This is a genomic window from Mitsuaria sp. BK037, from assembly GCF_014193045.1.
Taxonomy (GTDB): Bacteria; Pseudomonadota; Gammaproteobacteria; order Burkholderiales; family Burkholderiaceae_C; genus Roseateles.
Genome location: NZ_JACHYS010000005.1, coordinates 58,189 through 72,033, shown reverse-complemented (window position 1 = coordinate 72,033; position 13,845 = coordinate 58,189). Strand labels below are relative to the sequence as shown.

12 protein-coding genes and 1 tRNA gene are annotated in these 13,845 nt (G+C 69.3%); 8 read left to right on the top strand and 5 right to left on the bottom strand.

The genetic code is table 11. The annotated features are described in order from the left end of the window. The first annotated feature begins 13 nt into the window (after nt 1–13). Complete coding sequence (locus tag FHT37_RS24880; RefSeq protein WP_147239853.1) at nt 14–913, top strand: hypothetical protein; 900 nt, start codon at nt 14–16, stop codon at nt 911–913. A 50-nt stretch (nt 914–963) separates the two neighbouring features. On the opposite strand, the gene FHT37_RS24875 is transcribed toward FHT37_RS24880, so the two are convergent. From FHT37_RS24875 to FHT37_RS24865, 4 genes are all read right to left on the bottom strand, one after another. Further along, nucleotides 964–1,542 (bottom strand): NnrU family protein, encoded by a 579-nt coding sequence (locus FHT37_RS24875; RefSeq protein WP_183485902.1) that lies wholly within the window; start codon nt 1,540–1,542, stop codon nt 964–966. 67 nt (nt 1,543–1,609) lie between these two features. Further along, nucleotides 1,610–1,843: a hypothetical protein gene (locus FHT37_RS24870; protein WP_183485899.1), complete on the bottom strand. Its 234-nt coding sequence runs from the start codon at nt 1,841–1,843 to the stop codon at nt 1,610–1,612. Between the two features lie 31 nt (nt 1,844–1,874). Continuing rightward, a complete protein-coding gene (locus FHT37_RS25580; protein ID WP_255488915.1) occupies nt 1,875–2,009 on the bottom strand; it encodes a hypothetical protein in 135 nt (44 codons plus the stop codon). Between the two features lie 182 nt (nt 2,010–2,191). Then, entirely contained in the window at nt 2,192–2,677 is a 486-nt protein-coding gene (locus FHT37_RS24865) for an Lrp/AsnC family transcriptional regulator (protein WP_183485896.1), read from the bottom strand. 213 nt (nt 2,678–2,890) lie between these two features. On the opposite strand from FHT37_RS24865, the gene FHT37_RS24860 reads away from it, so the two are divergent. The 6 genes from FHT37_RS24860 (at nt 2,891) to FHT37_RS24835 (ending at nt 9,531) form a co-directional block, all read left to right on the top strand. Next, nucleotides 2,891–3,985, top strand: a complete 1,095-nt coding sequence (locus tag FHT37_RS24860; RefSeq protein WP_183485893.1) for a saccharopine dehydrogenase family protein — start codon at nt 2,891–2,893, stop codon at nt 3,983–3,985. A 14-nt stretch (nt 3,986–3,999) separates the two neighbouring features. After that, nucleotides 4,000–5,502, top strand: a complete 1,503-nt coding sequence (locus FHT37_RS24855; protein WP_147239858.1) for an aldehyde dehydrogenase family protein — start codon at nt 4,000–4,002, stop codon at nt 5,500–5,502. Nucleotides 5,503–5,629: 127 nt separating this feature from the next. Beyond that, on the top strand, nt 5,630–6,598 hold the full coding sequence (locus FHT37_RS24850) for a 2-oxoadipate dioxygenase/decarboxylase family protein (protein WP_409072723.1): 969 nt from the start codon (nt 5,630–5,632) through the stop codon (nt 6,596–6,598). A 14-nt stretch (nt 6,599–6,612) separates the two neighbouring features. Further along, nucleotides 6,613–8,049, top strand: a complete 1,437-nt coding sequence (locus tag FHT37_RS24845) for an FAD-binding oxidoreductase (protein ID WP_183485887.1) — start codon at nt 6,613–6,615, stop codon at nt 8,047–8,049. Nucleotides 8,050–8,128: 79 nt separating this feature from the next. Next, nucleotides 8,129–8,213 (top strand) — tRNA-Leu (locus tag FHT37_RS24840). Between the two features lie 250 nt (nt 8,214–8,463). Continuing rightward, complete coding sequence (locus FHT37_RS24835; RefSeq protein ID WP_183485885.1) at nt 8,464–9,531, top strand: LacI family DNA-binding transcriptional regulator; 1,068 nt, start codon at nt 8,464–8,466, stop codon at nt 9,529–9,531. 24 nt (nt 9,532–9,555) lie between these two features. Here the strand turns inward: FHT37_RS24835 and FHT37_RS24830 are convergent, their stop codons facing one another. Continuing rightward, nucleotides 9,556–11,109, bottom strand: a complete 1,554-nt coding sequence (locus FHT37_RS24830; RefSeq protein WP_183485882.1) for a tryptophan halogenase family protein — start codon at nt 11,107–11,109, stop codon at nt 9,556–9,558. Nucleotides 11,110–11,336: 227 nt separating this feature from the next. Here FHT37_RS24830 and FHT37_RS24825 point away from each other — a divergent pair, with 227 nt between their 5' ends. Next, entirely contained in the window at nt 11,337–13,790 is a 2,454-nt protein-coding gene (locus tag FHT37_RS24825) for a TonB-dependent receptor (protein ID WP_183485880.1), read from the top strand. Nucleotides 13,791–13,845: the final 55 nt, after the last annotated feature.

The window sequence follows — 13,845 nt, the reverse complement described above, 5'->3', positions numbered from 1 at the left end:
TCAAGGACATCCCATGACGCTCTTCAACACGCTGCTGCTGCGCGAGTGGCTGCAATACAAGCGCGCCTGGCTCGGCCTGGTGCTGGTGCCCATCCTGGTGCTGCTGGCGCTGGTGCCCTTCAGCCAGGTCGACGGCATCGACGTGCCCAGTCCGGAGCCGGTCGCGCTGATCGCCGGCCTGCTGACGGTCGCGCTGGTGCTGACCCTGGCCATGGCCGTCTCCGGCTACCAGCTGCTGGGCCTGGCCCGGCGCGACCAGCAGGACCGCTCGATCGAGTTCTGGTCCTCGCTGCCCGGCAGCCATGCGGCGAGCCTGGGCGCGCCGATCGTCGCGCACGGCGTGCTGATGCCGGCGGTCGCCGTGCTGCTCGGCGTCGCCGGTGGCGTGGTCGTCGGCTCGGCGATGGCGTTCAAGGAGTTCGGCCTCTCGGCGCTGCAGCAGACGCAGTGGGCCGCGCTGTTCCAGGCCACGCTCTGGCTGAGCCTGCGGCTGGTCGTCGGCGTGGTGCTGGCGTCGCTGTGGATCGCGCCGATCGCGCTGGCGCTGATGGCCGCCTCGGCCTGGCTCCGGCGCTGGGGGGCGCCGCTGCTGGTGATCGGCGTGGGCGCCTTCCTCAAGATCTACAAGGACGAGCCCGTCGCCCAGACGCTGAAGCAGCTGCTCAAGACGCAGATGGAAGGCGTCGCCAGCGCCTGGGTGCAGAGCGGCACCCGGCTGATCGTCGAGTCCAACGGCGACGGGCGGCTCGACATGCAGGACTTCTTCGACATGCTGTTCCGCTTCCCCGACTTCGCCCGCGACGGCCTGCCGCAGGTCCTGCATGCGGCGCTGCATCCGCAGTTCTTCGGCGGGCTGGCGCTGGCCGGCGTGTGCTTCTGGCTGCTGGTGCTGCAGCGCAAGCGCAGTCTCTGATCCGCGGCGCCGATCGCGCTAGAGGGCCCCGCCAGCGCGCGGGGCTTCCTTCATCCGACGGTCGGAAACGGGCTGACGCCGATGAGCGCGCGGTGCAGTCCGGCCACGAACACGACCCAGACCACGACGCCGATCGCCACCGCGATCGCGGTCCCGCGCACGGTGCCGGCCGGCGGGCGTGGCTCGGCCCGACGCCGCGCCGAGCGGTAGTCCAGGACCGCCCAGACCAGGAAGGCGCCGAACAGCACGAGGTCCGCGACGGTGTTGTTGGCCAGCAGGTGACCCAAAGCCCACAGCTTGACCGCCAGCACCATCGGGTGCCCCAGCCTGGCCTTGAGGTGGTTGCGCGGCACGTAGGCGGCCGCCAGCAGGATCAACGACCCCAGCATCAGCAGCCCCGCCAGGTGATTCATGCCGCGCGGCGTCGCCCAGAGTGGATGGGGATCGAGTCGCGCCTGGCCATAACCCCAGAGGATGAGCAGCAGGCCGACGAGGGAAACGGCGGTGTAGCTCAACTTCCAGCGGCGCTCGCCCCAGGCGGCGAGGCGGGCGTCACGCCAGGCCGGCGCGACGATGCGGACCGAATGCGGTCCGAGGAACAGGATCAATCCGAGGATCAGTGCCCACATGGTGAAGTCGCTCCTTGTCGGCGCGGACTATGCCCGCGCCGGTAGCGGCTCACCAGTGCGGTCCGGATCAAGAGACCGTTGTCGGCGACGGGGCGAATGCGGGCGGGACGGGGGCCGTCGGCGAGGCCCGGACCTGGCGCAGGTCGCCTTCGGCATGGTCGAGCCAGACCAGCGCGGCCAGCAGCGCCAGCAGGGCGACGGCGATGCCGAGCGCGCGCAGCAGGACGCGGCGCCAGCGGTGATCGGACGTGGGGCGCGGCGCGGGAACGTGCGCGCCGCCGAGGCGGGCGGGGGCTTTCATGGCGGAACTCCAGCGAGGCTTGCCGCCGGGCTCAGGGCAGCACGGCGCCCAGGCCCCACAGCAGCGCCGGATAGACCGCGCCCCAGGCGACTGCGAGGATCGCGACGGCCTTCATGCCGAGGAAGATCGGCGGGACATGCTTGGCGGTGACGGATGGCTTCGACATGGTGCGCTCCTGGAGCTGTCAGCTCATGTCGTGCAAACGGCGTGCCAACTTGCGCCGTTGACTGTCGAATGCGTCAAAAACACAGCGTTACGCGGGCTTGACGAGCAGGACATGCCCGTCCGTGATCGACGTCACGGTGGTCACTTCCCGTCACGTGGCCCGTCCCGCGGCCGCGTCGGCCCTCAGGCGCTCCGGTCCACCCGCAGCGCCAGCAGGACGGAGGTGTGCGTCTTGATCACGCCTTCGATCTCGCCGATCTCGTCCAGCAGCGCATCCAGCCGCGCGGTGCTGTCGGCGCGCAGCGTGGCCATGTAGTCGAATTCACCGCTGACGGACGCCAGCTGGCGCAGCTCCGGCAGCCGGGAGAGCCGCTTCACGACTTCCCGCCCCGCGCGCGGCTGCACCGTGATGCCCACGAAGGCCTGCACGCCGCGCTCCACCGCCTCGCCGCCCAGCCGCACCGTGTAGCCGGCGATCAGGCCCTCCGCCTCCAGCCGCGCCAGCCGCGCCACCACCGTGGTGCGTGCCACGCCCAATTGGCGGGCGAGGTCGGCGGTGCTCTCGCGGGCATTGGCCTGCAGCAGCGCGATCAGCTCCCGGTCGGTCTGGTCGCGCAGCGTCGCCGGCGTGGCGGGGGAGGGCGACGGCGCGCTCTTCTTCGCGTTCATGAGAGCCTCGGCGAATCGTGATGGAGTGCTCGGGATAAACCCTTGTTTTCGCCGGAATGAATGATCGCGCCGACGAATCGTCAGCATAGAGGCGTTTTTCGTCGAAGTCGTGCTTTCTTTCGTCAGCAGAGGTTCCGACACTGCGGCCATCGCATCTCTCCGGCGTGCTGCGCGCGCCGGGACCTCTTCTTCCAGGATCACAAGGAGCACGACATGAAAGTGGCATTGCTGGGCGCCGGACACATCGGCCAGACGATCGCGCGACTGCTGCAGGGCAGCGGCGACTACCAGGTCACCGTGATGGACAAGAACGCCGCGGCGCTCAAGCACCTGGCCGGCCAGGGCCTGGCGACCAAGACCGTCGACACCGAGGACAAGGGCCAGCTCGCCGCTGCGCTGCGCGGCCATGACGTCGTCGTCAACGCGCTGCCGTACCACCTGGCGATCACCGCCGCGCACATGGCGCTGGAAGCCGGCTGCCACTACTTCGACCTGACCGAGGACGTGGCCGCCACCAAGGAGATCAAGCGCATCGCCCAAGGCGCCAGGACCGCCTTCATGCCGCAATGCGGCCTCGCCCCCGGCTTCATCGGCATCGTGGCGCACCACCTGGCCAAGCGCTTCGATTCGCTCCAGGACGTGAAGATGCGCGTCGGCGCGCTGCCCGCCTTCCCGACCAATGCGCTGAAGTACAACCTGACCTGGTCGGTCGACGGCCTCATCAACGAGTACTGCCACCCCTGCGAGGCCATCCACGACGGCGCCGCGATCTCCGCGCTGCCGCTCGAGGGCCTGGAGCACTTCTCGCTCGACGGCGTCGAGTACGAGGCCTTCAACACCTCCGGCGGCCTGGGCACGCTGTGCGAGACCTGGGAGAACAAGGTCCGCAACCTGGACTACAAGACCGTCCGCTATCCGGGTCACCGCGACCTGATGATGTTCCTGCTCGACGACCTGGCGCTGAAGAACGACCAGGAGAAGCTCAAGGACATCATGCGCAAGAGCATGCCCGCCACGATGCAGGACGTGGTGCTGGTGTTCGTGACGGTCTCGGGCATGAAGAACGGCGTGCTGATGCAGGAGGTCTTCGCTCGCAAGATCTTTGCCGAGCGCGATGGCGAGCAGCCGCTGTCGGCCATCCAGATCACCACCGCCGCCGGCATCTGCGCCGCGGTCGACCTGTTCCGCGAAGGCAAGCTGCCGCAGTCCGGATTCATCCGCCAGGAAGAGGTCGCGCTGCCGGACTTCCTCGCCAACCGCTTCGGCAAGGCCTATCAGCAGTCGCGCCAGGTCGAATCGATCGGCTGAAGGAGAATCCCGCGATGACTACCACCACCGACCTGCTGGCCGCCCTGGGCGTGCCGAGCGCCGCCTTCACCGGCGGCTCCATGACCGTCCGCAGCCCGATCGACGGCGCGGTGATCGGCGCGGTCCACGAGGCCAAGCCCGCCGACATGACCGCCGCGATCGCCCGGGCGCAGCAAGCTTTCCTGGCCTGGCGCACCGTGCCGGCGCCCAAGCGCGGCGAGCTGGTCCGCCTGTTCGGCGAGGAACTGCGCGCCAACAAGGCCGCGCTGGCCCGCCTGGTGTCGCTGGAAGCCGGCAAGGTGACCAGCGAGGGCGAAGGCGAAGTGCAGGAGATGATCGACATCTGCGACTTCGCCGTCGGCCTGTCGCGCCAGCTGCATGGCCTGACCATCGCCAGCGAGCGCCCCGGCCACCGCATGATGGAGCAGTACCTGCCGCTGGGCGTGGTGGGCATCATCTCGGCCTTCAACTTCCCGGTCGCGGTGTGGGCGTGGAACTCGGCGCTCGCGCTGGTCTGCGGCGACACCTGCGTGTGGAAGCCCAGCGAGAAGACCCCGCTGACGGCGCTCGCGACGCAGGCCCTGTTCGAGCAGGCCGTCGCCCGCTACCAGGGCGCGCCGGCGCATCTGTCGCAGGTCCTCATCGGCGGCGCGGCGGTCGGCGAGGCGCTGGTCGACGACACGCGCGTCGCGCTGGTCTCGGCCACCGGCTCGACCCGCATGGGCCGCGCGGTCGGTCCGCGCGTCGCGGCGCGCTTCGGCCGCTGCCTGCTCGAGCTGGGCGGCAACAACGCGATCATCGTGACCCCGAGCGCCGACCTGGACCTGGCCGTGCGCGGCATCCTGTTCGGCGCCTACGGCACGGCCGGCCAGCGCTGCACGACGACGCGCCGCGTCATCGCGCACGAGTCCATCCATGACGAGCTCGTCGCCCGACTGGACCGCGCCCGCGCGCAGCTCAAGATCGGCAGCCCGGTCGAGCCCGGCAACCTGATCGGCCCGCTGATCGACCAGGGCGCCTTCGACGCGATGCAGTCCGCGCTGAAGGCCGCGCGCGAGCAGGGCGGCGAAGTCAGCGGCGGCGAGCGCGCGCTGGCGTCGCAGTACCCGGAGGCGTTCTACGCGGTGCCGGCGCTGGTCCGCATGCCGGCGCAGACGGACATCGTCAAGCACGAGACCTTCGCGCCCATCCTGTACACGCTGAAGTACAAGACGCTGGACGAAGCGATCGCGCTGCAGAACGACGTGCCGCAGGGCCTGTCCTCGGCGATCTTCACGAACGACATCCGCGAGGCCGAGACCTTCGTCAGCGCCAGCGGCTCCGATTGCGGCATTGCCAACGTGAACATCGGCACCTCGGGCGCGGAGATCGGCGGCGCCTTCGGCGGCGAGAAGGAGACCGGCGGCGGGCGCGAGTCCGGCTCGGACGCGTGGAAGGCCTACATGCGCCGCACCACCAATACCGTCAACTACTCGCGCGAGCTGCCGCTGGCGCAGGGCGTGAAGTTCGATGTCTGAGCGCGCGAGCGAACTGAAGGTGCAGAGCGCGCTGAGCCTGCGCGTGGCCGAGGCCGCCGGCAGCGGCGTCTTTGCGCTGCTGCGCGGTGCGCTGGGCCTGAACGCGGCGCAGGCCGCCTTCGAGCGGCTGCATGTCGTGCCCGGTCTGTTGAAGCCTGCAGGGGAGCGCGTCTCCCGCGCGGAGCTGGCGCAGGCGCTGAACATGGCGCTGTTCCTCGACGTCACGCAGCGCGTGCCGATGGCGGCGGCCTATGTCGCCGACCTGCAGCGCGAAGGCCAGCAACTGGTGTTCGACCACGGCGCGCTGCGCACGGTGGCGTGGCCGAGCGGCGCGCTGCCGCCCGGCGAGGCCGCCATCACCCGCGTGCTGCGTCCGCTGGGCTTCACGATGGCGGCGACCTATCCGCTGCCGCGGCTGAAGATGACCGGCCGCGCCTGGCGCCATGCCGACTTCCCCGAGGACATCGCGCAATTCTTCGTCTCGGAGCTGCATCCGGAGCGCTTCTCCGGCAGCTTCCAGGGCGCGGTGACGCGCGTGCTGTCGACCTCGCGGGATCCCTTGACCCCCGATGACCTGGCAGTGCTGGAGCAACTGGCGCGTGACGGCGACCTGCCGATGGCGGCGGCGAGCGCGCTGCTGCCCCGGCTGGTGGGCTGCTTCGCGCGCCAGCATGGGCTGTTCGAGGCGGACGACTATCAGGTGCTGCTGGCCGAGTCCGCCGAGATGGCCTGGATCGCGACCGAGGGCAACGTGTTCAACCATGCGACCGATCGCGTGACCGACATCGACGCCGTCGTCGCGGCGCAGCGCGCGCTGGAGCGACCGGTGAAGGACACGATCGAGACCTCCGCGACCGGGCGCGTGCGCCAGACCGCGTTCAAGGCGGCGCGGGTGATGCGCGAGTTCCTCGACCGCGGCCAGCGCGTGATGCTGGAGGTGCCAGGCAGCTTCCATGAATTCATCCAGCGCGCGCCGCTGGACGAGTCCGGTGCGCTGGACCTGGCCTTCGACGCGGGCAACGCGACCGGCATCTTCAAGATGACGGCCAGCGCGGCAACCGACGCGGACACCGCGGGCGAGGCGGCTTCGTGCTGAGCGGAACGTCGGACTTGCCGCAAGCCGCCGGTGCCTGCGGCCAACTGACGGGCTTCCTCGCGGAAGCCCGCGCCGTTTGCGGCGAGGCCTTCGTGCAGGACGGCGCGGCGATCGAGCCGCGCTACCTGCAGCCGGCGCGTTATGCGGCGGGGCAGGCGGCGGCGCTGGTGCGCCCGGGCCACCGGGACGAGGCGGCGCGCGTGCTCGCGCTGGCGGCGGCCTGCGGGCTGCGGGTGGTGGTGCAGGGCGCGCATACCGGCCTGGTCCGCGCGGGCACGCCGGATGACGCGCAGGGCGAGGTGCTGCTCAGCACCGAGCGGCTGCGCGAGGTCTTCGAGCTCGACCTGCTGGACCGCACGCTGCGGGTGTCGTCGGGGTATCGGCTGTCGGAGATCAACGAGCGCCTGGAGCCGCACGGGTTGTGGTTCCCGGTGGACCTCAGCGCCGATCCCTCGATCGGCGGCATGGTCGCGCACAACACCGGCGGCACGCGCATGCTGCGCTACGGCGACGTGCGCGCGAACACGCTCGCGCTGGAGGTGGTGCTGGCGGAGCCGGCGGGGCAGGTCGTGCGCTTCGGACAGGGCCTGCAGAAGGACAACTCGGCGCTCGCGATGGGGCAGCTGTTCATCGGGTCCTCGGGCAGCCTGGGGCTGGTGAGCGAGGTCACGATCAAGCTGTCGCCGCTGCCGCGTCAGCGTGCGGTGGCGCTGGTGGCCCCGTCATCGCTCGACGAGGTGTTCCCGCTGTACGCCGAGGTCATGCAGCGCTGGGGCGGGCTGGTATCGGCCTTCGAAGGCATCAGCCGCGCGGCGCTCGAGGCCGGCCTGCACGGCCAGGACGTGGCACGCTGGTTCGACGGGCAGTTGCCGGACTACGCGATGCTGATCGAGCTCAGCAGCGAATTGCCGGCCGAGCAACTCGCGCTGGGCGGGTTGCTGCAGGGCTGGCTCGAGCAGGAGTTCGAGACCGGGCGGGTGCGCGATGCCGTGCTCGACGCCGACGAGGCGATCTGGGGCCTGCGTCATCGCATCAGCGAAGGGCTGCGCACGCAGGGCAAGGTGATCGGCCTGGATCTCTCGCTGCCGCGACGGCACTTCATGCGCTTTCGCGCGCGCGGGGCGGAGTGGCTGGCGCAGCGCTTCCCGCAGCTGCGCCTGGCGGACTTCGGCCACCTGGGCGACGGCGGCATGCACTTCAACATGGTGTGGCCGGTGGACGCTGGCGAGTGGACCGCTGAACAGGAACTGGCCCTGCGCGATGGGCTGTATGCGCTGGTGGCGGAGCTGGGGGGCTCGATCAGCGCGGAGCACGGGGTGGGGCCGCAGCTGCAGGCGGCGTACCGGGCGCATTGGATGCGGGTGGAACCCGGCGTGCTGGATTGGGCGCGGCGCGTACAGATGTTGTGGGATCCGCACGGTCGAATGGGAAAAGTGGATTGGGGCGGATGAACTGCTTGTCAGATTCCGAAACCGTGCTACAGTCCAATTCTTCGCTGCAACGCAGTTGACGCGAAGACAAATCCTGAAAGCCCAGGTGGCGGAATTGGTAGACGCACTAGTTTCAGGTACTAGCGGGTAACTCCGTGGAGGTTCGAGTCCTCTCCTGGGCACCAAATCTGAAAAGCCGGCCTCGAGCCGGCTTTTCTCATTCTTCCGCCCAGGAAGTGATGTCCGGTGGACATCACGGGGGGACTCGAATGGTTTGGACCGTTGGTCCAAACCGGGGTCGCGCGAAGCGTGACCGAGTCCTCTCCGCGATGAGCGCTGCTCGTGCCCGAATGCGGGCCCCCAAGGATCGCGGGCTGACCCTTCCCGCCGCGTCCGCTCCGATATGGCACAGTCAGGCGAGTTTTCCCCACCGCCATGCCGCCACCGAAACCCGCCACCATCATCGACGTCGCTCGCGAAGCTGGCGTTTCCATCAAGACGGTTTCCCGGGTGCTGAACCAGGAGCCGGGTGTCCACTCCGAAACCCGCGAGGCGGTGCTCAAGGTCGTGGCCGACCTCAAGTACCGTCCCAAGCAATCCGCCCGCAGCCTGGCGGGCGGGCGCTCCTTCCTGATCGGCCTGCTGTACTACGACCCGTCGGCGGCCTTCGTCGGCGGTGTTCAGCAGGGCGCGACGCTGCGCTGCCGCGAGGCTGGCTACCACCTCGTGGTCGAGTCCCTCCACAACGATGCCCCCGACCTGGCGATGCAGGTCGACCGCATGGTGTCGGCGCTGCGGCCGGACGGGATGATCCTGACCCCGCCGCTGTGCGACAACCCGCAGGTGCTGTCCGCGCTGCGCGAGAGCCATACGCCATGCGTGCTGATCTCGCCCGCGGCCGACGAGCCCGACCATCCCAGCGTCCGCATGGACGACGTGCATGCGGCCGAGGAGATCACCAACCTGCTGATCAGCCTCGGCCACACGCGGATCGCGATCATCAAGGGTGCGAAGGACCAGGTCGCGTCCAAGCGCCGCTACCAGGGCTACCTGGCGGCGCTGAAGGCGCACCGGATCGCGCTGGACAAGGACCTGGTGGTGCAGGGCGACTTCACTTTCGACGCGGGCGTCGAAGCCGCCTACCAGCTGCTGAGCCGGCGCCAGCGCCCGACGGCCGTCTTCGCGAGCAACGACGACATGGCGCTGGGCGTGCTGGCCGCGGCGCAGCGGCTGGGCCTGTCGGTGCCGGGCGACCTCTCGATCGCGGGCTTTGACGACACGCCGGCGGCGGCGCGCGTCTGGCCGCCGCTGACCACGGTGCGCCAGCCGATGGACGACATGGCGCGCGCCGCGGTCGACCTGCTGATCGGCGCGCCGCGCGATGCGGATGCCGCGGCGCCCGCCAAGCTCAAGCACCACGTGCTGCCGCACGAGTTGGTCGTGCGCGACTCCACCGCCGTGCTGGGCGCCAAGGCGGCGCCGCGCGCGAAGAAGTCCGGCTGAGCGCCCGGAGGACCCGCCGCCCGATCAGGCGGCTCGCCGATCGGCGCGCGCGAGGATCTGCTCGATCAAGGTCCGATGCGGCGGCAGGTCCCGGAGCGCATGCGCCCCCAGCTGCGCGATCGCCGCGAATTCCCTCCGCGCTTCCTCGCCGCGATGGAGCGGCGCCATCCAGGCGCCGGGCTCGGTCTTGAATTCCATGCCGTAGAGCACGTACTGCCAGCTCGCAGGCAGGTACATCTCGACGTCGGTGATGAAGTCCAGCCGCTGCGGCGGCCGGCAGCGCCACATCGCCAGCTTCTCCTTCAGCGAATCAGTGAACGACGCCGGATCCGCGTTGTCGCGCCAGAACGCGGTATCGGTGCGCTGCGTCAGGCCGTAATGCAGCTTGATGAAGTCGACGATGCGCTCATACCGCGCCTTCATGAACGCGTTGAAGTGGCGCGCGACCGGTGCGGTGTCGCCGTTGAACGGGAACAGCTGGCCGATCAGGTAGGCGGCGGTCTCGATCAGCCCGATGCCGGACGATTCCAGCGGCTCCAGGAACCCGCCCGCCAGGCCCACCGCCACGCAGTTCTTCACCCAGTGCGTCTCGCGATAACCGATGTCCAGCGTGAGCCGCCGCGGCGTCAATCCATCGGACGCCGGGCCGATGTAGCGGCGCAGCACCCGCTCGGCATCGGCATCGTCGCAATGGCGGCTGCTGTAGACATGCCCGATGCCGCGGCGCTCCTGCAGGCCGATGTCCCAGATCCAGCCGCTCTCCTGCGCGCTCGCGATCGTGTACGAGGCGATCGGCGCCTCGGGCCGCGCATACGGTACCTGCATCGCCAGCGCACGGTCGACGAAGAGCACGTCGCGCATCGAGCGGAACGGCGAGCCCAGCGCCTCGCCGATGAGCCGGGCGCGGAAGCCGCTGCAATCGATGTAGAGCCCGGCTGTCAGCGTGCCGGCCTCGCGGGTGTGCACCGCGGCGATCGCCCCCTGTTCATCGAGGTCGACGCGATCCACCGTCGCGATCACGCGTCGCACGCCCAGGGCCTGGCCGTGCGTGGCGAGCAAGGTCGCGAAGCGGCCCGCGTCGAAGTGATACGCATGGTTCAGCGGGCCGAGGTAGTCGCCATCGCCGGCCCGCTTCGGCCCATGCCGCGCGTCGGCGACGGCCTTCTGCAGCGTGACCGCCTCGGCGAACGCACGCGTCGGACCGGCCTCGCCGGCGAGCCAGTACGGCAGCAGCTCCGGCGCGCCGGGACGCTGGCTGGGCTGGCTGAACGGATGGAAGTAGTGATCGGCGCCGGGCGTGCCGGGCGGCCGCACCCAGTGGTCGAAGCGGATGCCCTGCTTGTAGGTGGCGGAGCAGGCGTCGAGGAACTCCGCCTCGCCGATGCCGATCGCCGACAGCGTCCCGCGAATCGAGGGGAAGGTCCCCTCGCCGACACCGATGATGCCGATGTCGCTGGACTCGACCAGCGTGATGCGCACCCCGCCCTGCGCGGTGCCCAGCTGCCGCGCGAGGAAGGCGGCGGTCAGCCAGCCGGCCGTGCCGCCGCCGACGATGAGGATGTCCTGGATCGGGGTCATGAAGGTCTCCGGTCGTTGTGGTGTGTGGACGACAACCCCGTATCCATGGGGGTCCTGGGCGTCGCGGGTCTTCGTAGGCGGACTACGGGTAAATGATAGGGCCCAAGATGACAACGATGTCAACCGACCCGTTGACAACGTTGTCATGACGCTCCTACGATGTATCGAAACTACAAGAACAACCCCGGATCAGAGCTTCACCTCGAGAGTCCACAGGAGACAACAACATGACCGACCGCCTCATCCGCCGGCCGCGCCTTGGCCTGGCTTCGCCCATTCAGATCGCCGTGCTGGCCCTGCTCGCCAGCGCCGCGCACGCCCAGTCCGCCGAGGCGCCCGCGCCGCAGGCCGAGACCTCTTCCACCGCTTCCACCGCCGCGACCGCTTCCGCCGACGGCAAGGACAGCAAGGCGCTGCCGCAGGTCGTGGTGACCGCGACCAAGCGCTCGACCTCGCTGCAGAAGACCCCGATTGCAGTGACAGCGATCAGCGCCTCGACGATCGAGGACAACCACGTCAAGAGCATGCTCGACGTGTTCAACCTCGTGCCCAGCATGCAGGGCACCGGGCAGGGTGACCACGGCATCGTCAGCATCACGCTGCGCGGCATCGGCAACGACTCGGCCAAGACCGAGTACGCCGACCCCGAAGTGGCGCTGTTCGTCGACGGCGTCTTCGCGCCGCGCCCCGAAGGCGCCGCCACGATGCTGTTCGACCTCGACGGCATCGAGGTCCTGCGCGGTCCGCAGGGCACGCTGTGGGGCCGCAACTCCACCGTCGGCACCATCAACATGAAGACGGCCAAGCCGGTGCTGAAGGACAGCTCCGGCTACCTGGAGGTCGGCACGGGCAGCTACAACCGCCTGGGCGCCAAGGGTGCCGTCAACATCCCGCTGAGCGACACGCTCGCGGCGCGCGTGGCCTTCATCCACGAGCAGCACGACGGCTACGTCGACTACCAGAAGCCCACCCAGTACACGCTGGCGCAGCAGCAGGCGGCCTACAACGCGGGCAACACGGCCGGCAACTTCCCGGCCTTCCAGCCGATCAACTACAACCTGTTCGTCACCGGCGGCCCGAAGTACAACGCCCAGGACCAGACCGCCGCGCGCCTGAGCTTCCTCTGGCAGCCGGTCAAGACCTTCCGCTGGGACCTGTCGCTGGAGCAGTTCGCCGACCGCGGCACGCCGGCGATGAGCCTGATGCAGACGCCGCGCGCCGGCGAGAAGCTGTGGTCCGCGCTGATCGACACCGCGCCCTCGCTCAAGCGGGACTCCACCTCGATCCGCAGCCGCATGGAATACGACATGGGCGGCATGGCGCTGGCCTACGTCGCGGGCTACACGAGCTTCAAGGGCTCGGGCACCTACGACCAGGACTTCGGCGTGAACATGCCGACCAGCTTCACCACCGGCGCGACGCACCAGGAAGACAACACCGTCTGGACGCGCTACCGCAGCCAGAGCCATGAAGTGACGCTGCAGAGCACGCAGAAGCAGACCATCGACTGGGTGCTGGGCCTGTACTACGCGGCCGAGGACAACGGCATCCGCTTCGACATCCCGATCATGAACGGCACCCAGCAGGGCACCGTCAGCTGGCAGGGCTCGTTCATCCAGCCCAAGGAGACCGTCGATTCCAAGGCCGCCTTCGGCCAGGCGACCTGGAACCTGACCGATGCGCTGCACCTCACCGGCGGCCTGCGCTACACCCATGACGACCGCAAGAACATCGGCGGTCGCGGCTGGTTCTGGGCCGGCAATGCCGCCGCGCCGCAGATCCCGCTGAACCCGACGATCGACCCGACCGATCCGGCCAACGGCTACAGCGCCGGCAACATCAACGATGCCCACTACAAGGGCAGCAAGACCACCTGGCTGGCGCGCGCGACCTACGACCTGAGCAAGGACGCGATGGCCTACGCCAGCGTGTCGACCGGCTACAAGTCCGGCGGCACCGGCGACGGCGGCCTGCCCTACGGGCCGGAGACGCTGACCAACTACGAGGTCGGCTACAAGACCTCGCTGCTGGACGGTCGCATGACCTTCAACATCAGCGCGTACCACATGAAGTTCAAGGACTTCCAGTTCAGCGCGCCGGTGATCGTCAACGGCAACCGCCAGTTCGCCTACTCCAACGCCGAGGGCGCCAAGGTCTCCGGCCTGGAGATCGAGACCGCCTGGATGATCACCAACGACGACAAGCTGCAGCTGTCGGCCTCGTACACCAAGACCAAGCTGGGCCAGCTGGTGGCGGCGTCCAACGACTACCAGCTGCCCACTTGCTTCGATGCGACGCTGGGCGGCAACTGCCTGAACGTCACTGGCAACGAGCTGCCGCACGCGCCCAAGGTCGCGATCCAACTGATGTACGAGCATGTGTTCCCGCTCGCCAACGGCGACCAGGTCGCGCCGCGCATCAGCTACCACTACCAATCGGCGAACTGGCTGTCGGTCTTCAACCTCGGCGACGGCGATCGGCAGAAGGCCTACTCGACTGCCGACATCGCGGTGCGCTACTCGTCGAAGAAGAACTGGTACGTCGACGCCTTCGTGCGCAACGTCTCGGACGAGAAGATCAAGACCAGCGCCGGCAGCTCGGGCAGCTTCGCCAATCCGATCTGGACCGCGCAGTACGCCGCGCCGCGCACCTTCGGCCTGAACGCGGGCTACAACTTCTGAGCCCTCGGGCCCAGTTGTTTCCGTCCGCCGCGCCGTCCGCCGCACCGAGTCTCCC